The sequence below is a fragment of the Enterobacter sp. 168J2 genome, from assembly GCF_034107265.1.
GTDB lineage: Bacteria > Pseudomonadota > Gammaproteobacteria > Enterobacterales > Enterobacteriaceae > Enterobacter > Enterobacter nematophilus.
Map to the genome: position 1 here is coordinate 381,309 of NZ_JAWNEB010000001.1, position 21,142 is coordinate 402,450.

General features: G+C 56.9%; 16 protein-coding genes. 15 read left to right on the forward strand and 1 reads right to left on the reverse strand.

What is annotated here, in order from left to right:
* Positions 1-31: 31 nt before the first annotated feature.
* The 11 genes from aroA to USG84_RS01830 all read left to right on the forward strand — a co-directional run bounded on the left by aroA (position 32) and on the right by USG84_RS01830 (position 12,945).
* Positions 32-1,315, forward strand: coding sequence for a 3-phosphoshikimate 1-carboxyvinyltransferase (gene aroA, locus USG84_RS01780; RefSeq protein ID WP_253541409.1), 1,284 nt, complete (start codon positions 32-34; stop codon positions 1,313-1,315).
* Positions 1,316-1,500: 185 nt separating this feature from the next.
* Positions 1,501-2,184 carry a (d)CMP kinase gene (gene cmk, locus USG84_RS01785; RefSeq protein WP_013097305.1) on the forward strand — a complete coding sequence of 228 codons (684 nt, stop codon included), beginning with the start codon at positions 1,501-1,503 and terminating at the stop codon, positions 2,182-2,184.
* 111 nt (positions 2,185-2,295) lie between these two features.
* Positions 2,296-3,969, forward strand: a complete 1,674-nt coding sequence (gene rpsA, locus USG84_RS01790; protein WP_008499966.1) for a 30S ribosomal protein S1 — start codon at positions 2,296-2,298, stop codon at positions 3,967-3,969.
* Positions 3,970-4,139: 170 nt separating this feature from the next.
* Positions 4,140-4,427: an integration host factor subunit beta gene (gene ihfB, locus USG84_RS01795; RefSeq protein ID WP_008499965.1), complete on the forward strand. Its 288-nt coding sequence runs from the start codon at positions 4,140-4,142 to the stop codon at positions 4,425-4,427.
* Positions 4,428-4,641: 214 nt separating this feature from the next.
* The gene (locus tag USG84_RS01800) at positions 4,642-6,906 is read left to right on the forward strand and encodes a ComEC family protein (RefSeq protein WP_320738117.1); all 2,265 of its coding nucleotides are present in this window, start codon (positions 4,642-4,644) and stop codon (positions 6,904-6,906) included.
* A 36-nt stretch (positions 6,907-6,942) separates the two neighbouring features.
* Positions 6,943-8,691: a lipid A ABC transporter ATP-binding protein/permease MsbA gene (gene msbA, locus USG84_RS01805; RefSeq protein ID WP_253541411.1), complete on the forward strand. Its 1,749-nt coding sequence runs from the start codon at positions 6,943-6,945 to the stop codon at positions 8,689-8,691.
* On the forward strand, positions 8,688-9,665 hold the full coding sequence (gene lpxK, locus USG84_RS01810; RefSeq protein WP_253541412.1) for a tetraacyldisaccharide 4'-kinase: 978 nt from the start codon (positions 8,688-8,690) through the stop codon (positions 9,663-9,665). Before msbA ends, lpxK begins: the two co-directional genes overlap by 4 nt.
* A 44-nt stretch (positions 9,666-9,709) precedes the next feature.
* Positions 9,710-10,939, forward strand: a complete 1,230-nt coding sequence (locus tag USG84_RS01815) for a winged helix-turn-helix domain-containing protein (RefSeq protein ID WP_151412826.1) — start codon at positions 9,710-9,712, stop codon at positions 10,937-10,939.
* 45 nt (positions 10,940-10,984) lie between these two features.
* Positions 10,985-11,167 (forward strand): protein YcaR, encoded by a 183-nt coding sequence (gene ycaR, locus USG84_RS01820; RefSeq protein WP_006174474.1) that lies wholly within the window; start codon positions 10,985-10,987, stop codon positions 11,165-11,167.
* The gene (kdsB, locus tag USG84_RS01825; RefSeq protein WP_061098694.1) at positions 11,164-11,910 is read left to right on the forward strand and encodes a 3-deoxy-manno-octulosonate cytidylyltransferase; all 747 of its coding nucleotides are present in this window, start codon (positions 11,164-11,166) and stop codon (positions 11,908-11,910) included. The genes ycaR and kdsB overlap by 4 nt, the downstream gene beginning before the upstream one ends.
* A 141-nt stretch (positions 11,911-12,051) precedes the next feature.
* The gene (locus tag USG84_RS01830; RefSeq protein WP_151412827.1) at positions 12,052-12,945 is read left to right on the forward strand and encodes a YcbJ family phosphotransferase; all 894 of its coding nucleotides are present in this window, start codon (positions 12,052-12,054) and stop codon (positions 12,943-12,945) included.
* Here the strand turns inward: USG84_RS01830 and elyC are convergent.
* Complete coding sequence (elyC, locus tag USG84_RS01835) at positions 12,922-13,701, reverse strand: envelope biogenesis factor ElyC (protein ID WP_151412828.1); 780 nt, start codon at positions 13,699-13,701, stop codon at positions 12,922-12,924. The two genes, USG84_RS01830 and elyC, sit on opposite strands and share 24 nt — an antisense overlap.
* A gap of 124 nt (positions 13,702-13,825) precedes the next feature.
* Between elyC and cmoM the strand changes: the two genes are divergently transcribed.
* The 4 genes from cmoM to mukB are packed head-to-tail and all read left to right on the forward strand — an operon-like array spanning position 13,826 to position 21,067.
* On the forward strand, positions 13,826-14,605 hold the full coding sequence (cmoM, locus tag USG84_RS01840) for a tRNA uridine 5-oxyacetic acid(34) methyltransferase CmoM (protein WP_061098691.1): 780 nt from the start codon (positions 13,826-13,828) through the stop codon (positions 14,603-14,605).
* Positions 14,606-14,608: 3 nt separating this feature from the next.
* Entirely contained in the window at positions 14,609-15,931 is a 1,323-nt protein-coding gene (mukF, locus tag USG84_RS01845; RefSeq protein ID WP_041910621.1) for a chromosome partition protein MukF, read from the forward strand.
* Positions 15,912-16,616 (forward strand): chromosome partition protein MukE, encoded by a 705-nt coding sequence (gene mukE / locus USG84_RS01850; protein ID WP_008499954.1) that lies wholly within the window; start codon positions 15,912-15,914, stop codon positions 16,614-16,616. Before mukF ends, mukE begins: the two co-directional genes overlap by 20 nt.
* Positions 16,616-21,067: a chromosome partition protein MukB gene (mukB, locus tag USG84_RS01855; protein WP_320738118.1), complete on the forward strand. Its 4,452-nt coding sequence runs from the start codon at positions 16,616-16,618 to the stop codon at positions 21,065-21,067. Before mukE ends, mukB begins: the two co-directional genes overlap by 1 nt.
* Positions 21,068-21,142 lie beyond the last annotated feature (75 nt).

Sequence of the window (21,142 nt, forward strand, 5' to 3'; positions counted from 1 at the left end):
TTTATTATGTTGAGTTGAGAGTTTAGTTTTCATGGAATCCCTGACGTTACAACCTATCGCGCGGGTAGATGGCACCATCAATCTGCCTGGTTCAAAAAGTGTCTCGAACCGCGCTCTGCTGCTGGCAGCTCTGGCAAACGGCACCACCGTCCTCACCAACCTGCTGGACAGCGATGACGTGCGCCATATGCTCAATGCACTGAAAGCGTTGGGCGTTCATTACACACTCTCTGACGATCGTACCCGCTGCGAAGTGACAGGCAACGGCGGCGCGCTGCAGGCGGGTGAAGAGCTTGAGCTGTTTCTGGGTAACGCGGGTACCGCGATGCGTCCGCTGGCGGCGGCCCTGTGCCTGGGGAACAATAATATCGTGCTGACCGGCGAGCCGCGCATGAAGGAGCGTCCGATCGGCCACCTGGTGGATGCCCTGCGTCAGGGCGGCGCGCAGATTGAGTATCTGGAGCAGGAAAATTACCCGCCACTGCGTCTGCGCGGGGGCTTTACCGGCGGTAGCGTCGAGGTTGACGGCAGCGTCTCCAGCCAGTTCCTGACGGCGCTGCTAATGACCGCGCCGCTGGCCCCGCAGGATACGGTTATCACGATTAAAGGTGAGCTGGTCTCCAAACCGTATATTGATATCACGCTTCACCTGATGAAAACCTTTGGCGTTGAGGTGGAAAACCAGTCTTATCAGCGTTTCGTGGTTCGCGGAGCGCAGCAGTACCAGTCGCCGGGCAACTACCTGGTTGAAGGCGATGCTTCATCCGCGTCCTATTTCCTTGCCGCTGGCGCGATTAAAGGCGGTACGGTAAAAGTGACCGGCATCGGCCGCAACAGCGTACAGGGCGATATTCGTTTTGCTGACGTGCTGGAGAAAATGGGCGCAGTTGTCACCTGGGGCGATGATTTCATCTCCTGTACCCACGGCGAGCTGAACGCCATCGACATGGACATGAACCATATCCCGGATGCGGCGATGACCATTGCCACGGCGGCGCTGTTTGCCAAAGGCACCACCACGCTGCGTAACATCTACAACTGGCGCGTAAAAGAGACGGACCGCCTGTTCGCGATGGCAACCGAGCTGCGTAAAGTCGGCGCTGAGGTAGAAGAGGGCGAAGATTACATTCGCGTTACCCCTCCGGCAAAACTGCAGTTTGCAGAAATTGGCACTTACAACGATCACCGTATGGCGATGTGTTTCTCGCTGGTGGCGCTGTCCGATACCCCTGTGACCATTCTCGATCCGAAATGTACGGCGAAAACCTTCCCGGACTATTTCGAACAGCTGGCGCGCATTAGCACCCTGGCATGATGAAGACTTGCCGCATCACCTGATGCGGCATTTCCTTACGCTTCCTGACGATCTTTCCCGCTCATTTCTTCTACACTCTGCTTCTATCATTCCGTAATTTGCACGCAAAGGTAACAGTTGCGCACGTTGGCGCGTATAATGCGCGGCGTTCATGTTAACGGTATGCCTTATTTAAGGAGAAAAAGATGACGGCAGTTGCCCCGGTAATCACCATTGATGGGCCGAGTGGCGCAGGGAAAGGTACTCTGTGCAAAGCGATGGCGGAAGCATTGCAATGGCATCTTTTAGATTCGGGAGCAATATATCGCGTGCTGGCGCTGGCTGCGCTGCATCATCACGTGGATGTCGCCTCTGAAGAAGCGCTGGTACCGCTGGCTGCGCATCTGGATGTGCGTTTTGTTTCCACCGATGGCAACCTGGAAGTGATTCTGGAAGGGGAAGACGTGAGCGGCGAAATCCGTACGCAGGAAGTCGCTAATGCGGCCTCCCAGGTGGCCGCTTTCCCACGCGTTCGCGAGGCGCTGCTGCGTCGTCAGCGAGCGTTTCGTGAAGCCCCGGGTCTGATCGCTGACGGACGCGACATGGGAACCGTCGTATTTCCTGATGCGCCAGTAAAAATTTTCCTTGACGCCTCTTCGGAAGAACGTGCTCAACGCCGTATGCTTCAGTTGCAGGAAAAGGGGTTTAGTGTTAACTTTGATCGCCTTTTATCCGAGATAAAAGAGCGCGATGACCGCGATCGTAACCGCGCCGTCGCACCACTTGTTCCTGCAGAAGATGCATTAGTTCTGGATTCAACCAGTTTAACTATTGAGCAAGTGATTGAAAAAGCGCTACAATATGCGCGCCAAAAACTGGCACTCGCGTAATCGCGACCGATTTAGCAGTACCCCCGCTGCAATGGATTGACGGCGGGTATGTGAAACAACCCCATCCGGCACGGAGCCAGGTGGACGTTAATATTAACCTGAAGATTAAACATGACTGAATCTTTTGCTCAACTGTTTGAAGAATCCTTAAAAGAAATCGAAACCCGTCCGGGTTCCATCGTTCGCGGTGTTGTTGTTGCTATCGACAAAGACGTAGTACTGGTTGACGCCGGTCTGAAATCTGAGTCCGCCATTCCGGCTGAGCAGTTCAAAAACGCCCAGGGCGAGCTGGAAATCCAGGTTGGTGACGAAGTTGACGTTGCTCTGGACGCAGTAGAAGACGGCTTCGGCGAAACCCTGCTGTCTCGTGAGAAAGCTAAACGTCACGAAGCATGGATCACGCTGGAGAAAGCTTACGAAGAAGCTGAAACTGTGGTCGGTGTTATCAACGGCAAAGTTAAAGGTGGCTTCACTGTTGAGCTGAATGGTATTCGTGCGTTCCTGCCAGGTTCACTGGTAGACGTTCGTCCAGTCCGTGACACCCTGCACCTCGAAGGCAAAGAGCTTGAGTTCAAAGTAATCAAGCTGGACCAGAAGCGTAACAACGTTGTTGTTTCCCGTCGTGCCGTTATCGAATCCGAAAACAGCGCAGAACGCGATCAGCTGCTGGAAAACCTGCAGGAAGGCATGGAAGTCAAAGGTATCGTTAAGAACCTCACTGACTACGGCGCATTCGTTGACCTGGGCGGCGTTGATGGCCTGCTGCACATCACCGACATGGCGTGGAAACGCGTTAAGCACCCAAGCGAAATCGTGAACGTGGGCGACGAAATCACTGTTAAAGTGCTGAAGTTCGACCGCGAGCGTACTCGTGTATCCCTCGGCCTGAAACAGCTGGGCGAAGATCCATGGGTAGCTATCGCTAAGCGTTACCCAGAAGGTACTAAACTGACTGGTCGCGTAACCAACCTGACCGACTACGGCTGCTTCGTTGAAATCGAAGAAGGCGTTGAAGGCCTGGTGCACGTTTCCGAAATGGACTGGACCAACAAAAACATCCACCCATCCAAAGTTGTTAACGTTGGTGACGTAGTGGAAGTTATGGTTCTGGATATCGACGAAGAACGTCGTCGTATCTCCCTGGGCCTGAAGCAGTGCAAAAACAACCCATGGCAGCAGTTCGCGGAAACCCACAACAAGGGCGACCGTGTTGAAGGTAAAATCAAGTCTATCACTGACTTCGGTATCTTCATCGGCCTGGACGGCGGCATCGATGGCCTGGTTCACCTGTCTGACATCTCCTGGAACGTTGCAGGCGAAGAAGCAGTTCGTGAATACAAAAAAGGCGACGAAATCGCTGCAGTTGTTCTGCAGGTTGACGCAGAACGTGAGCGTATCTCCCTGGGCGTTAAACAGCTCGCAGAAGATCCGTTCAACAACTGGGTTGCACTGAACAAGAAAGGCGCAATCGTAAACGGTAAAGTGACTGCAGTTGACGCTAAAGGCGCAACCGTAGAGCTGGCTGACGGCGTTGAAGGTTACCTGCGCGCTTCTGAAGCTTCACGTGACCGCGTTGAAGATGCCACTCTGGTTCTGAACGTAGGCGACGACGTTGAAGCTAAGTTCACCGGTGTTGACCGTAAGAACCGTGCAATCAGCCTGTCTGTTCGTGCTAAAGACGAAGCTGATGAGAAAGATGCAATCGCAACTGTTAACAAACAGGAAGATGCAAACTTCTCTAACAACGCAATGGCTGAAGCTTTCAAAGCAGCTAAAGGCGAGTAATATCAGGTTCTCAGCATCATTTGAGCTGTAACGCATTTACAGCGCGAAGGATGAGGAGCAGACTTGACAGATTGCAGGATTCGTCCTGTAATCAATAACAAAGGGCGGCTACGGCCGCCCTTGTTTAATGAGCTGTTCAGCTAATTGGTTTGAAAGGAACCGGAGGAATCATGACCAAGTCAGAATTGATTGAAAGACTTGCCAGTCAGCAACCGCATATCCCTGCCAAGGCAGTGGAAGATGCCGTAAAAGAGATGCTGGAGCATATGGCCTCCACTCTTGCCCAGGGCGAGCGCATTGAAATCCGCGGTTTCGGTAGTTTTTCTCTGCACTATCGTGCTCCACGTACCGGGCGTAACCCGAAAACTGGTGATAAAGTCGAGCTGGAAGGGAAGTACGTTCCACACTTTAAGCCGGGTAAAGAACTGCGCGATCGCGCCAATATTTACGGCAACTGAGTTTAGCCAGCCGGTTAAACTGGGTTCGAAAAAAAGCACCTGCGGGTGCTTTTTTTGTGCCCGTCGCTTTCTTTCTGAAGGGGCCCCGCATTTTCCGTTTCGTTTTGTGTAACGCATAAAATACATTGCTGCCCTTGCTGTAAATCGCATCCTTCATACCTGACGACCCACATCACCCGCGAGCATACTGCCACCCTGAAACAGGGAGGTAGCAATGGGAATTCCCGCTTTAGGTATCTGCGCCATTCTGGCGATAGCCCCGTTACTCTGGTTACCCGAACTGCCCTCGCGTTATACCGTGTGGATAATGATGGCTGGCGGGGCTGCACTGGCCGCACGCCAAAACGTACGGCTGAAGTATGTGGGGATTACGCTGTTATTTTGCGTGTGGGGCATTCTGGCCGCGCAAGAGAGCTTCTGGCCGATGCAGCATTTAACCGCAGGTGCCGTGCAGGCCGAAGTAGAGATCGCCGCGACTGATGCTGCCACTGTGCATCAGGCAAAAATACTCAAAGTTGATGGCCAGCGCTGGTGGGCGTCAACGGGCGTAACGCTTTATGGTCATTATCTGCCGCAGAAAGCGTGCGCTGGTCAGCGCTGGGCGATGACGCTCCGGCTCAGGCCTGTGCACGGCGAACTGAACGACGGAGGGTATGACCCCCAGCGCAGCGCTATCGCCCGCCATCAAACGCTGAGCGGGCGCTTTACCCATGCAGAACTTGTCGATGGACGCTGCAGCCTGCGAGCGCAATACCTGACGTCGCTGCAAAACCGGCTTTCAGCTTATCGCTGGGGCGCGGTTATCCTCGGGCTGGGGATGGGGGAACGTCTGGATGTCCCCAGAGAAATAAAAGACCTGATGCGTGAAACCGGCACGCTGCATCTGATGGCGATTTCGGGACTGCATATCGCGCTGGCGGCTTCTATCGTCTGGTTGCTCGCGCGCGGGCTTCAGTTTTTATTACCCTGCCATCGGGTCAACTGGCAAATGCCTCTGCTGGCAGGGTTATTCTTTGCTGCTTTCTACGCCTGGCTGACCGGATTGCAACCTCCAGCGCTTCGAACGGTGATTGCCCTCGCCGTGCTGGCGGCGCTGCGAATCGGTGCCCGGCAATGGTCTCCCTGGCAGGTGTGGATCTGCTGTGTCGCGGCGATTCTGATAAGCGATCCCTTAGCCATACTTTCGCAGAGCCTGCTTCTGTCTGCATTTGCCGTCGCCGCGCTGATTTTCTGGTTTCAGTGGCTGCCGCTTCCTCACTGGCGGCAGGTGCGTCGGGTACGTCCGCTGCTGAACCTTCTCTATCTGCAGGTCGGCATGCTGTTACTTCTCATGCCGCTACAGGTTCTGATTTTCCATGGTTTCAGCATTTCCTCTCTGATTGCGAACCTCTTCGCCGTTCCGCTGGTGACGTTTGTCTGCGTACCGCTTATTTTGCTCGGCATGCTGCTCCATCTGCTGCCGCTGGCGGGGCTGGAAAGCGGTATCTGGTATGCAGCCGATAAGACGCTTGCCGGGTTGTTCTGGCTGCTGATGCGCCTGCCAGACGGCTGGCAGAGTGTGGATCAACGCTGGCAGTACATGACGTTACTGCCCTGGCTTATCCTCATCGGCTGGCGTTTCCGCGCCTGGAAAACCGTTCCTGCCGCTTGTCTGGCTGGAAGTGTCTTACTGGCATTTCCCCTCTGGCGAACGGCGAAAAGCGACGCCTGGACGCTCCATATGCTGGATGTAGGGCAGGGGCTGGGAATGGTCATTGAAAGGCAGGGAAAAGCCATTCTCTATGACACCGGGCTTGCCTGGCCGGGCGGGGATAGCGCACAGCGGTTAATTATTCCATGGCTGCGCTGGCATCACCTGCAGCCAGAAGGCGTTATTCTCAGCCATGAGCATCTCGACCATGCGGGAGGCCTTGCATCGCTGCAAAAAGCGTGGCCTGAGATGTGGGTAAGAAGTCCGTTGCGCCTGGCGGGGCATCGTCCCTGTTTTCGTGGGCAGAAATGGCGATGGCAGGGGTTAACCTTCACCGTCCACTGGCCCCCTGAAAATTATCCGGCTCAGGGGAACAATCACTCCTGCGTGGTAAAAATTGACGACGGCGAGCAGAGCGTTTTGCTGACGGGTGACATTGAAGCACAGGCAGAACAGGCTATGCTTAGCCATTACTGGAAACATCTGACGTCCACACTCATACAGGTACCTCATCACGGCAGCAATACCTCGTCGTCATTGCCGCTGGTACAGCGGGTGGAAGGAGAGATAGCTCTGGATTCTGCGGCCCGCTATAACGCATGGCGATTTCCGTCGCCTAAAGTGGTCCGGCGCTATCGAAAAGAGGGATATATCTGGCACGATACCCCCCATTCCGGGCAAATATCGGTGACATTTTCGCACCATCGCTGGCAAATCCGGCGCGTGCGGGATCAATTTTTACCTCCCTGGTATCATCAGTGGTTTGGCGCGCCCGTAGATAACGGGTAGAATATGCGGCTATTTCAACAAATGCTGGTTTTTTGAATGCATAACGACAAAGATCTCTCCACGTGGCAAACCTTCCGCCGACTCTGGCCGATGATTGCACCTTTTAAAGCAGGCCTGATCGTGGCGGGTGTAGCGTTAATCCTCAACGCAGCCAGCGATACTTTTATGCTATCGCTCCTCAAACCGTTACTGGACGACGGTTTTGGTAAAACGGATCGCTCAGTGTTGCTATGGATGCCTCTGGTGGTTATCGGGCTGATGATCTTACGTGGTATCACCAGCTATATCTCCAGCTACTGCATTTCCTGGGTTTCCGGGAAAGTGGTTATGACCATGCGCCGTCGACTGTTCAGCCACATGATGGGCATGCCGGTCTCATTCTTTGACAAGCAATCCACCGGGACGCTGCTCTCTCGTATTACCTACGATTCAGAGCAGGTTGCCTCCTCCTCTTCAAGCGCGCTGATTACCGTCGTGCGTGAAGGGGCATCGATCATCGGTCTGTTCGCGATGATGTTCTATTACAGCTGGCAGCTGTCGCTGATCCTTATCGTTCTGGCACCGGTCGTGTCCATTGCTATCCGCGTCGTCTCAAAGCGCTTCCGCAATATCAGTAAGAATATGCAGAACACGATGGGGCAGGTGACTACCAGCGCAGAACAGATGCTGAAAGGCCACAAAGAAGTGTTGATCTTCGGCGGTCAGGAAGTCGAAACCAAACGCTTTGATAAAGTCAGCAACAAAATGCGTCTGCAGGGGATGAAGATGGTCTCGGCCTCTTCCATCTCTGACCCGATCATTCAGCTGATTGCCTCACTGGCGCTGGCGTTCGTTCTTTATGCGGCAAGCTTCCCGAGCGTAATGGATACGCTGACGGCGGGTACCATCACCGTAGTCTTCTCCTCTATGATTGCCCTGATGCGCCCGCTGAAATCCCTGACGAACGTGAACGCCCAGTTCCAGCGCGGTATGGCCGCCTGCCAGACGTTATTCAGCATTCTGGATTCCGAACAGGAAAAAGACGAAGGTACACGCGAGGTTGAGCGCGCCCGTGGCGACGTGGAGTTCCGCAACGTGACCTTTACCTATCCAGGCCGCGAAACGCCGGCTCTGCGCAATATCAACCTGACGATTCCGGCAGGTAAAACCGTTGCGCTGGTAGGCCGCTCCGGCTCCGGTAAATCCACCATTGCCAGCCTCATCACTCGTTTCTACGATATTAACGAAGGTGAGATCCTGCTGGATGGTCACGACCTGCGGGAGTACACCCTGCAGTCGCTGCGTAACCAGGTTGCGCTGGTTTCTCAGAACGTGCATCTCTTCAACGATACGGTCGCCAACAACATTGCTTATGCGCGCACTGACGAGTACAGCCGCGAGCAGATTGAGAACGCCGCGCGTATGGCGTATGCAATGGACTTTATCAACAAGATGGATAACGGTCTGGATACGATAATCGGTGAAAACGGGGTACTTCTCTCCGGCGGCCAGCGCCAGCGTATCGCCATTGCGCGCGCGCTGCTGCGCGATAGCCCGATACTGATCCTGGACGAAGCAACCTCTGCACTGGATACGGAATCTGAACGCGCGATTCAGTCAGCGCTGGATGAACTGCAAAAGAACCGTACTTCGCTGGTGATTGCGCACCGTCTGTCCACTATCGAGCAGGCAGATGAGATCGTCGTGGTTGAGGACGGCATCATTGTTGAACGCGGAAGCCATGCCGATCTGCTGGAACACCGCGGCGTTTACGCCCAGCTTCATAAGATGCAGTTCGGCGAATGATTGCGCGCATCTGGTCCGGTGAATCCCCGCTGTGGCTGCTGCTTTTGCCGCTCTCCTTGCTGTACGGCCTGGTGAGCGGCATTATTCGCCTGTTTTATCGTCTGGGGATCAAGCGTGCCTGGCGCGCCCCGGTTCCGGTTGTGGTGGTGGGTAACCTCACGGCGGGCGGCAACGGCAAAACGCCGGTGGTGATCTGGCTGGTGGAGCAGCTGCAAAAACGCGGCATCCGCCCCGGCGTGGTGTCGCGTGGGTATGGTGGCAAAGCGGCGCATTACCCGTTACTGCTGACGACGCAAACCACGACCGCAGAAGCGGGTGATGAGCCAGTATTGATTTTCCAGCGCACCGGCGCGCCGGTTGCGGTCTCCCCGGTGCGTAGCGATGCCGTGCAGGCCCTGCTTGCTGAACACGCGGTACAAATCATCATCACTGATGATGGCCTGCAGCATTACGCTCTGGGGCGTGATAAAGAGATTGTAGTTATCGACGGCGTTCGCCGTTTCGGCAACGGCTGGTGGCTGCCCGCTGGCCCCATGCGTGAACGGGCTTCGCGTCTTAAGTCCGTTGATGCGGTGATTGTTAACGGCGGTGAAGCAAAGCAGGGTGAAATTCCTATGCGTCTGTTACCGGGAATGGCGGTCAACCTGGTGACGGGGGAACGCCGGGCGGTTGCCGAACTGCCTTCGCTGGTGGCAATGGCGGGTATTGGTCATCCGCCGCGCTTCTTCGCGACGCTGGAGCAGTGTGGTGCCCGGCTTGAAAAACGCGTTCCGCTGGCCGACCATCAGGCGCTGGTGGCAGAGCAGGTTGAGGCGCTTACCGCGCCTGGCCAGACGCTCATTATGACCGAAAAAGATGCGGTGAAATGCCGTGCCTTTGCGAAAGATAACTGGTGGTATCTGCCGGTTGACGCTGAACTCAGCGGCGAACAGCCGGAACAATTGCTCAAGGAACTGATTGCGTTGGTGCAGTAGAGGCTTACGCGGTTCTGGTGGCGCTTTGACTGACAGGAAAACGCATGTCTTTACCGCAACTCTCGCTTTCAGCCGCACGTCATTTACACCTTGCCGCGCAGGGGCTGCTCAAAAAGCCCCGTCGCCGCGCGCAGCCTGCCGATATCCTCTCTACCGTCCAGCGCATGTCGCTGCTCCAAATCGACACCATTAACATTGTCGCCCGTAGCCCTTACCTGGTGTTGTTTAGCCGCCTGGGGAGCTATCCCTCGCAGTGGCTGGATGAGGCGCTGTGCAAAGGGGAGCTGATGGAGTACTGGGCGCACGAAGCCTGCTTCCTGCCCCGCAGCGATTTCGCCCTGGTGCGGCACCGCATGCTTGCTCCGGAAAAGATGGGCTGGAAATACCGGCAGGCGTGGATGGAGGAACATGAGGCCGAAATTGAGCAGCTTATCAGCCATATTCAGGAAAACGGCCCCGTTCGTTCCGTCGATTTTGAACATCCGCGCAAAGGTGCAGGCGGCTGGTGGGAGTGGAAGCCACACAAGCGCCATCTTGAAGGGTTGTTCACGTCAGGCAAAGTCATGGTCATTGAACGGCGTAATTTCCAGCGTGTCTACGACCTGACGCATCGGGTGATGCCCCACTGGGACGACGAGCGGGATCTGCTTACCCAGGAGGCGGCCGAGGCCATCATGCTGGAAAACAGCGCCCGCAGCCTTGGCATTTTCCGTCCGCAATGGCTGGCAGACTATTACCGCCTCCGGCAGCCCGCGCTGAAGCCGCTGCTGGAGATATGGCAGCGCGAACAGCGAGTCATTCCCGTCACGGTGGAAACGCTGGGTGAAATGTGGCTGCATGCGGATCTCCTCCCTCTGCTGCCCGAGGCCCTGGAGGGGAAACTCCGGGCGACCCACAGCGCGGTGTTATCACCTTTCGATCCGGTGGTCTGGGACAGAAAGCGCGCCGAGCAGCTGTTCGATTTCAGCTACCGGCTGGAATGCTATACCCCGGCACCAAAGCGGCAATACGGCTACTTTGTTTTACCCCTGCTGCACAAGGGGCAGCTGGTCGGGCGCATGGATGCCAAAATGCACCGCAAGACCGGCACGCTTGAAGTCATTGCCCTTTATCTGGAAGAGGGCGTCAGGGTCACGGCGAACCTGGAAAAAGGGTTAACGTCCGCCTTGAGCGAGTTCGCGCGCTGGCAGGGGGCTCGCGACGTGAGGCTTGGCCGGGTACCTGACGGGTTATTCACATCCTGTCGAAGTGGCTGGGAAACAGGCACGTCCTGAAAAGGGAATGTGTTAAGCTTTAGCGATTACCCATACGGAGGAACTATGGATCACCGTTTACTTGAAATTATTGCCTGCCCGGTATGCAACGGCAAACTTTACTACAGCCAGGATAAACAGGAGCTGATCTGCAAACTGGACAGTCTGGCCTTCCCGCTGCGTGACGGCATTCCGGTGCTGCTGGAAAATGAAGCTCGTTCCCTGGTGGCAGAAGAGAGCAAACCATGAGTTTTGTTGTCATTATTCCTGCGCGTTATGCCTCAACGCGTCTGCCGGGGAAACCGCTGGTCGATATCAACGGCAAGCCGATGATTGTGCATGTCCTTGAGCGGGCGCGTGAGTCCGGTGCCGACCGCATTATCGTTGCAACCGATCATCCTGACGTCGCCCGTGCGGTTGAGGCCGCTGGCGGTGAGGTGTGCATGACCCGCGCCGATCACCAGTCCGGCACCGAACGTCTGGCGGAAGTGGTTGAGAAGTGTGGCTTCAGTGACGATACGGTCATCGTAAACGTGCAGGGCGACGAGCCGATGATCCCGGCCGTTATTATCCGTCAGGTGGCGGAAAACCTTGCGCAGCGTCAGGTCGGTATGGCGACGCTCGCGGTGCCCATTCACCACGCTGAAGAGGCATTCAATCCGAATGCGGTGAAGGTGGTGATGGATGCCGAAGGCTATGCGCTCTATTTCTCCCGCGCGACGATTCCGTGGGATCGCGATCGCTTTGCGCTCTCTAAAGAGACCATCGGTGATACTTTCCTGCGTCATATTGGGATCTACGGCTATCGCGCCGGCTTTATTCGTCGCTATGTTGCCTGGGCGCCGAGCCCGCTGGAGCATATCGAAATGCTGGAGCAGCTTCGCGTCCTCTGGTATGGCGAAAAAATCCACGTTGCCGTTGCCCGCGAAGTGCCGGGAACGGGCGTTGATACGCCGGAAGATCTTGAGCGCGTCCGCGCCGAGTTGCGCTAATCCCGCCTGCATCCCTCCTTTCGGGGGGATGCCCTCTCCCCGCAAATTCCCCTTTCTTTATCCTAATTGATCTCTTCCGGGTGACATCTTCACGCTGTGCGCTCATTATAAAAGCAGTAGTCTTAATGGGGGTAATCTCATATGGAACAGCTGCGTGCCGAACTTAGCCATCTGCTGGGTGAGACGTTAAGCCGGGTCGAGTGCGTGAGTGAAAAGGTCGATACCGCGCTCTGGTCGTTGTATGACAGCCAGGGCAACCCGATGCCGCTGATGGCACGAAGTTTTTCGTCGCCGGGCGTGGCCAGGCAGCTCGCCTGGAAAATGTCGATGCTGGCTCGGGAGGGAACCGTCCGTATGCCGACCGTGTACGGCGTGATGACCCACGAGGAACACCCCGGCCCGGACGTACTGCTGATTGAGCGTTTACGCGGTGTGCCCGTTGAAGCGCCCGCGCGCACGCCGGAACGCTGGGAACAGCTCAAAGACCAGATTGTCGAGGCGCTGCTGGCCTGGCACCGTCAGGATAGCCGCGGGCTTGTTGGTCCGGTCGACAGCACCCAGGAAAACCTGTGGCCGCTGTGGTATCGCCAGCGGGTTGAAGTGCTGTGGGGGACGCTTAACCAGTTCAACAACACCGGTTTGACCATGCAGGATAAACGTATTCTGTTTCGTACCCGCGAGTGCTTGCCGGCGCTGTTCGACGGTTTTAACGACAACTGCGTGCTGATCCACGGCAATTTTACTCTGCGCAGCATGCTGAAAGACTCCCGCAGCGATCAGCTCCTGGCGATGCTAGGGCCGGGGATCATGCTCTGGGCACCGCGGGAATATGAGCTGTTCAGGCTCAGCGACAGCGGGGCGGCGGAAGGTTTACTGTGGCACTACCTTCAACGCGCACCCGTTGCAGAGGCGTTTCTCTGGCGTCGCTGGCTTTATCTGCTCTGGGATGAAGTGGCGCAGCTGATCAACACCGGACGTTTCAATCGCGCCAACTTCGATCTGGCGGCTAAATCACTCTTGCCCTGGCTCGCCTGACGATCCTTTCAGCCACTGCCAGAGGCGTCCGAGCGTCTCGTAGCCAACGCGATCGCTATGCATCAACCACATTGGCGAGGGGATCACCCGTTCCCATGGGTTGAGCGGCGCGCTGATGGCCATCTGGTTTGCCGGTGCGGGAAGCGGGTGCAGGCCCTGCTTCTCGAAGAAAATCATCGCGCGTGGCAGGTGCGAGGCGGAGGTCACCAGTAAGAACGGAACATCGCCAATCGCCTGCTTCACCGCCGCGGCCTCTTCCTCGGTATCCTTTGGGCTGTCCAGCGTGATGATGGAGGAACGCGGTACGCCGAGCGATTCCGCGATTCTGGCCCCAGCTTCAGCCGTACTCACCGGGTTCGTTTTTGCCGCCGCGCCGGTGAAGATCATTTTTGAACCCGGATTCGCCAGCCACAGGCGAATGCCTTCGTTTAGCCGCGGCAGGCTGTTGTTGATCAGGTTCGAGCTGGGAGCCCAGTCAGGATCCCAGGTATACCCGCCGCCCAGCACCACGATGTACTCAACTTTCTGGTTTCCCTGCCATGTCGGGTACCTGTTTTCGATGGGGCGCAGCAGTCCATCCGCCACCGGTTGCAGGCTCAGCAGCAGCAGGACCAGCCAGCCGAACGTAATAAGCGTTTTGCCACTCTTCTGAAAGCGACTAAACCACACCAGCGCCAGCCCCAGCGCGATGATGATAAGCAGCAGCGGAAGGGGAAGCATCATCCCTCCAACGTATTTCTTAAGGGTAAAAAGCATCCTTTTTGGTTCCTTTTTTGACCATACAGCAGATGATTGCCGGTGATATTACACCAGAGAGGTTCATTCTCCGCGCGGGTGTGACAAAATAGCGGTTTTGCAGTTAGCGAGTGGAACTCTCCCAATGCGGGATCGCAATTTTGATGACATCGCGGAAAAGTTTTCGCGCAACATTTATGGCACCACGAAAGGGCAGCTCCGTCAGACGATCCTCTGGCAGGATCTGGACACTATTCTGGCGACCTTTGGCGGCCAAACGTTGCGCGTGCTGGACGCCGGAGGCGGTGAAGGGCAGACGGCGATAAAAATGGCCGGGCTCGGTCATCACGTTACGCTTTGCGATCTTTCTGCTGAAATGGTTGCCCGCGCGACGCGTGCCGCAGAGGAGAAAGGTGTGAGCGACAACATGCATTTTATACAATGCGCCGCTCAGGACATCGCGCAGCATTTGGAAACCCAGGTTGATCTGATATTGTTTCATGCGGTGCTGGAGTGGGTTGCCGATCCGCAAAGCGTGTTACAAACCCTGTGGTCGATGTTACGCCCGGGCGGTACGCTGTCGCTGATGTTCTACAATGCTAACGGCTTCCTGATGCACAACATGGTGGCAGGTAACTTCGACTATGTTCAGGTCGGGATGCCTAAAAAGAAAAAACGCACGCTTTCCCCGGACTATCCGCGCGATCCGCAGCAGGTTTACGGCTGGCTGGAAGAGATTGGCTGGCAGATCGTCGGGAAGACGGGCGTCAGGGTGTTTCATGATTATCTGCGTGAAAAACACAAACAGCGTGACTGTTTTGACACCTTAACAGAATTAGAAACGCGGTATTGCCGCCAGGAGCCGTTTGTCAGCCTTGGCCGCTATATTCACGTCACCGCGCACAAGCCGCAGATGCAAGGATAACCTATGAGTGAATTTTCCCAGACAGTCCCCGAACTGGTTGCCTGGGCCAGGAAAAACGATTTCTCCATCTCGCTGCCGGTAGACAGACTCTCTTTCCTGCTGGCGGTTGCCACGCTGAACGGCGAACGGCTGGATGGTGAAATGAGCGAGGGTGAACTGGTGGATGCGTTCCGCCACGTCAGTGATGCGTTTGAGCAAACCAGCGAAACCATTAGCGTGCGTGCCAACAACGCAATCAACGATATGGTGCGTCAACGTCTGCTGAACCGCTTTACCAGCGAGCAGGCGGAAGGAAACGCCATCTATCGCCTGACTCCGCTGGGTATCGGCATTACCGATTACTACATTCGCCAGCGCGAATTTTCCACGCTGCGTCTCTCCATGCAGCTCTCGATCGTGGCGGGTGAGCTTAAGCGTGCCGCCGACGCGGCCGATGAAAACGGTGACGAATTCCACTGGCACCGCAACGTTTACGCGCCGCTGAAATACTCGGTGGCCGAGATTTTCGACAGTATCGATCTCACCCAGCGCCTGATGGACGAACAGCAGCAGCAGGTGAAAGACGATATCGCGCAGCTGCTGAATAAAGACTGGCGTGCGGCCATCTCCAGCTGTGAACTTTTATTGTCAGAAACCTCCGGTACGCTGCGTGAACTGCAGGATACGCTGGAGGCCGCAGGGGACAAGCTGCAGGCCAACCTGCTGCGCATCCAGGACGCGACCCTGGCGCACGACGATCTGCATTTTATCGACCGTCTGGTGTTCGATCTGCAGAGCAAACTCGACCGCATTATCAGCTGGGGCCAGCAGTCGATCGACCTGTGGATCGGCTATGACCGTCACGTGCATAAATTTATCCGTACCGCGATTGATATGGATAAAAACCGCGTCTTTGCTCAGCGTCTGCGTCAGTCGGTACAGACCTACTTTGATGCACCGTGGGCGCTGACCTATGCCAATGCCGATCGTCTGCTGGATATGCGCGACGAAGAGATGGCGCTGCGCGACGAAGAGGTGACCGGTGAACTGCCGCCGGATCTGGAGTACGAAGAATTCAACGAAATTCGCGAGCAGCTTGCGGCGATGATCGAAGAACAGCTCGCCGTCTACAAAACCAGACAAGCGCCGCTGGATCTTGGACTCGTGGTGCGCGACTATCTGGCGCAATATCCTCGCGCGCGCCACTTCGACGTTGCCCGCATTGTGGTAGACCAGGCGGTGCGCCTGGGTATCGCGCAAGCAGACTTCACCGGACTGCCGCCGAAGTGGCAGCCAATTAACGATTACGGAGCCAAGGTACAGGCGCATGTCATTGACAAATATTGAACAAGTGATGCCAGTTAAGCTGGCACAGGCGCTGGCGAATCCGTTATTTCCGGCGCTGGACAGCCAGCTGCGTGCCGGTCGTCACATTGGCCTGGACGAGCTGGATAATCACGCCTTTTTGATGGACTTCCAGGAGTATCTGGAAGAGTTTTACGCCCGCTATAACGTGGAGCTGATCCGCGCGCCGGAAGGTTTTTTCTACCTGCGCCCGCGTTCCACAACCCTAATCCCGCGCTCCGTGCTCTCCGAGCTGGATATGATGGTCGGCAAAATTCTTTGTTACCTCTATCTCAGCCCCGAGCGTCTGGCGAATGAAGGCATCTTCACCCAGCAGGAGCTGTACGATGAGCTGCTGACGCTGGCGGATGAGAGCAAGCTGCTCAAGCTGGTGAACAACCGTTCGACGGGGTCGGATCTAGACCGTCAGAAATTACAGGAAAAGGTTCGCTCTTCTCTGAACCGTCTGCGCCGTCTGGGGATGGTCTGGTTTATGGGCCACGACAGCAGCAAATTCCGCATTACGGAATCGGTCTTCCGCTTCGGCGCCGACGTGCGTGCGGGCGATGACGCGCGTGAAGCGCAGCTTCGCATGATCCGCGACGGTGAAGCGATGCCGGTGGAAAACCATTTGCAGCTCAATGACGAGCATGAAGAGAATCTGCCGGATAGCGGGGAGGAAGAGTAATGATTGAACGCGGTAAATTTCGCTCACTAACGCTGATTAACTGGAACGGCTTCTTTGCCCGAACCTTCGATCTGGATGAGCTGGTCACGACGCTCTCCGGCGGTAACGGGGCGGGGAAATCCACCACCATGGCGGCGTTTGTTACGGCGTTGATCCCCGATCTGACGCTGCTTCACTTCCGTAACACCACCGAAGCGGGCGCGACAAGCGGCTCCCGCGATAAAGGCCTGCACGGTAAGCTGAAAGCGGGCGTCTGCTATTCCGTGCTGGACGTCATCAACTCGCGTCACCAGCGCGTGGTGGTGGGCGTGCGCCTGCAGCAGGTCGCCGGTCGCGACCGTAAAGTGGATATCAAACCGTTCGCCATTCAGGGGCTGCCAACCTCCGTGCAGCCGACCGCGCTGCTCACGGAAACCCTGAACGAGCGCCAGGCGCGCGTGCTGACGCTGCAGGAGCTGAAAGACAAGCTCGAGGCCATTGAAGGCGTGCAGTTCAAGCAGTTCAATTCGATTACCGACTATCACTCCCTGATGTTCGATCTGGGCGTGGTGGCGCGCCGTCTGCGCACCGCATCAGACCGTAGCAAATACTATCGTCTGATCGAAGCGTCCCTGTACGGCGGTATCTCCAGCGCCATTACCCGCTCCCTGCGCGACTACCTGCTGCCGGAAAACAGCGGCGTGCGTAAGGCCTTCCAGGACATGGAAGCGGCGCTGCGTGAAAACCGCATGACGCTGGAAGCGATTCGCGTTACCCAGTCTGACCGCGACCTGTTTAAACACCTGATCAGCGAAGCCACCAACTACGTGGCGGCGGACTATATGCGTCACGCCAACGAGCGCCGCGTCCATCTCGATCAGGCATTAGAATACCGCCGCGAGCTGTTTACCTCCCGTAAACAGCTGGTGGCCGAGCAGTATAAGCACGTCGAGATGGCGCGCGAGCTGGGCGAACACAACGGTGCCGAAGGCGATCTGGAAGCCGATTACCAGGCTGCCAGCGATCACCTGAACCTGGTGCAAACCGCGCTGCGCCAGCAGGAAAAGATCGAACGCTACGAAGCGGATCTCGATGAGCTGCAGATTCGTCTCGAAGAGCAAAATGAAGTGGTGGCCGAAGCCGCCGAGATGCAGGAAGAGAACGAAGCCCGCGCCGAAGCCGCCGAGCTTGAAGTGGACGAGCTGAAAAGCCAGCTTGCCGATTACCAGCAGGCGCTGGACGTGCAGCAGACGCGTGCGATCCAGTACAACCAGGCGCTGCAGGCGCTACAGCGTGCAAAAGAGCTGTGCCATCTGCCAGACCTGACGCCGGACAGCGCCGACGAGTGGCTGGACACCTTCCAGGCCAAAGAGCAGGAAGCCACCGAGAAACTGCTCTCGCTTGAACAGAAAATGAGCGTCGCGCAAACGGCGCACAGCCAGTTTGAGCAGGCTTATCAGCTGGTGGTTGCCATTAATGGCCCGCTGGTGCGTAACGAAGCCTGGGAAGTCGCCCGTGAACTGCTGCGCGACGGCGTCAACCAGCGCCATCTTGCCGAACAGGTGCAGCCGCTGCGCATGCGCCTGAACGAGCTGGAACAGCGCCTGCGCGAGCAGCAGGAAGCCGAGCGTCTGCTGGCCGAGTTCTGCAAGCGTCAGGGCAAACAGTACGATTTCGACGAGCTTGAGGCGCTGCATCAGGAGCTGGAAGCGCGAATTGCGGCCCTGTCCGATACCGTATCAAACGCCAGCGAACAGCGTATGACGCTGCGTCAGGAGCTGGAGCAGCTTCAGTCTCGTTCTAAGACGCTTCTGGAGCGTGCGCCGGTCTGGCTGGCAGCGCAAAGCAGCCTGAACCAGCTCAGCGAACAGTGCGGCGAGGAGTTCGAATCCAGCCAGCAGGTGACAGAATACCTGCAGCAGCTGCTGGAGCGCGAGCGCGAAGCCATTGTTGAGCGTGACGAAGTGGGTGCCCGCAAGCGTGACGTCGATGAAGAAATCGAGCGCTTAAGCCAGCCGGGCGGGTCAGAAGATCCGCGTCTGAACACCTTAGCCGAGCGTTTTGGCGGCGTACTGCTGTCTGAGATTTATGATGACGTTGGCCTGGACGATGCGCCGTACTTCTCCGCGCTGTACGGTCCATCCCGCAACGCAATCGTGGTGCCGGACCTGTCGCTGATTTCTGAGCAGCTGGCAGGGCTGGAAGATTGTCCGGAAGATCTCTATCTGATCGAAGGGGATCCGCAGTCGTTCGATGACAGCGTGTTTAGCGTTGACGAGCTGGAAAAAGCGGTGGTGGTGAAAATCGCCGACCGCCAGTGGCGCTATTCCCGCTTCCCGGAGCTGCCGCTGTTTGGCCGCGCCGCTCGCGAAAGCCGCATTGAGAGCCTCCACGCCGAGCGTGAAACGCTGTCTGAACGTTTTGCCACCCTGTCGTTTGACGTACAGAAAACCCAGCGTCTGCACCAGGCGTTCAGCCGCTTTATCGGCAGCCATCTGGGCGTGGCGTTTGAAGCCGACCCGGAAGCGGAAATCCGCAAGCTCAATACCCGTCGTGGCGAGCTGGAGCGCGCGATTGCCAGTCATGAAAGTGACAACCAGCAGAGCCGCGTCCAGTTCGAACAGGCGAAAGAGGGCGTCGCTGCCCTTAACCGCATTCTGCCGCGCCTGAACCTGCTGGCGGATGACACGCTGGCCGACCGCGTGGATGAAATCCAGGAACGTCTGGATGAAGCCCAGGAAGCCGCGCGTTTCGTGCAGCAGCACGGCAACCAGCTGGCGAAGCTGGAGCCCGTCGTGTCTGTACTGCAGAGCGACCCGGAACAGTTCGAGCAGTTAAAAGAAGATTATGCCTGGTCACAGCAGGTGCAGCGCGAAGCGCGTCAGCAGGCGTTTGCCCTGACGGAAGTGGTGCAGCGTCGTGCGCACTTCGGCTACTCCGATTCGGCTGAAATGCTGAGCGGTAACAGCGACCTGAATGAAAAACTGCGTCAGCGCCTTGAGCAGGCGGAAGCGGAACGTACCCGCGCCCGCGAAGCGATGCGCAGCCACTCGGCTCAGTTGAACCAGTACAACCAGGTGCTGGCCTCGCTGAAAAGCTCCTTCGACACCAAGAAAGAGCTCTTAAACGACCTGCAGAAAGAGCTGCAGGACATAGGCGTCCGTGCCGACAGCGGGGCGGAAGAGCGCGCGCGCATTCGTCGTGATGAGCTACACAGCCAGCTCAGTAATAACCGCGCGCGTCGTAATCAGCTGGAAAAAGCGCTCACTTTCTGCGAAGCGGAAATGGATAACCTGACCCGTCGCCTGCGCAAGCTGGAGCGCGACTATCACGAAATGCGCGAGCAGGTGGTGACGGCGAAAGCGGGCTGGTGCGCCGTAATGCGGATGGTGAAAGACAACAACGTTGAGCGTCGCCTGCACCGCCGCGAGCTGGCATACCTCTCTGCCGATGAACTGCGTTCGATGTCGGATAAGGCGCTGGGTGCGCTGCGTCTGGCGGTGGCGGATAACGAACACCTGCGCGATGTGCTGCGCATGTCAGAGGATCCGAAGCGTCCGGAACGTAAAATTCAGTTCTTCGTGGCGGTTTACCAGCACCTGCGCGAGCGTATTCGTCAGGACATCATCCGTACCGACGATCCGGTCGAAGCCATCGAACAGATGGAAATCGAGCTGGGGCGTCTGACGGAAGAGCTGACCTCCCGCGAGCAGAAGCTGGCGATCAGCTCCCGCAGCGTGGCGAATATCATTCGCAAAACCATTCAGCGCGAGCAGAACCGTATCCGCCAGCTGAACCAGGGTCTGCAGAGCGTGTCGTTTGGTCAGGTCAACAGCGTGCGTCTTAACGTCAACGTGCGTGAAGCCCACGCGACGCTGCTGGAAGTGCTCTCTGAGCAGCACGAGCAGCATCAGGATCTGTTCAACAGCAACCGTCTGACCTTCTCCGAAGCGCTGGCGAAGCTGTATCAGCGCCTGAATCCGCAGATTGATATGGGTCAGCGTACGCCGCAAACCATCGGTGAAGAGCTGCTGGACTACCGTAACTACCTGGAAATGGAAGTTGAGGTTAACCGTGGCTCAGACGGCTGGCTGCGTGCGGAGTCTGGAGCGCTCTCTACCGGTGAAGCGATCGGTACCGGGATGTCGATTCTGGTGATGGTGGTGCAGAGCTGGGAAGATGAAGCGCGTCGCCTGCGCGGGAAAGACATTTCCCCATGCCGACTGCTGTTCCTCGATGAAGCGGCGCGTCTCGATGCCCGCTCGATTGCCACGCTGTTTGAGCTTTGCGAACGTCTCGATATGCAGCTCATCATTGCGGCACCGGAAAACATCAGCCCTGAAAAAGGCACCACCTATAAGCTGGTGCGTAAAGTGTTCCAGAACAGCGAACACGTGCACGTTGTCGGGCTACGTGGCTTTGCGCCGCAGCCGCCTGAGTCATTGCCGGAAACCACGGCAGACGCTTCCTGAGGCGTTTTGTTACAAAGAGCGGCGCAAAAGCGCCGCTTTTTTTATTCACTTAACTTGTGCTCAGGGTTGCGTTAT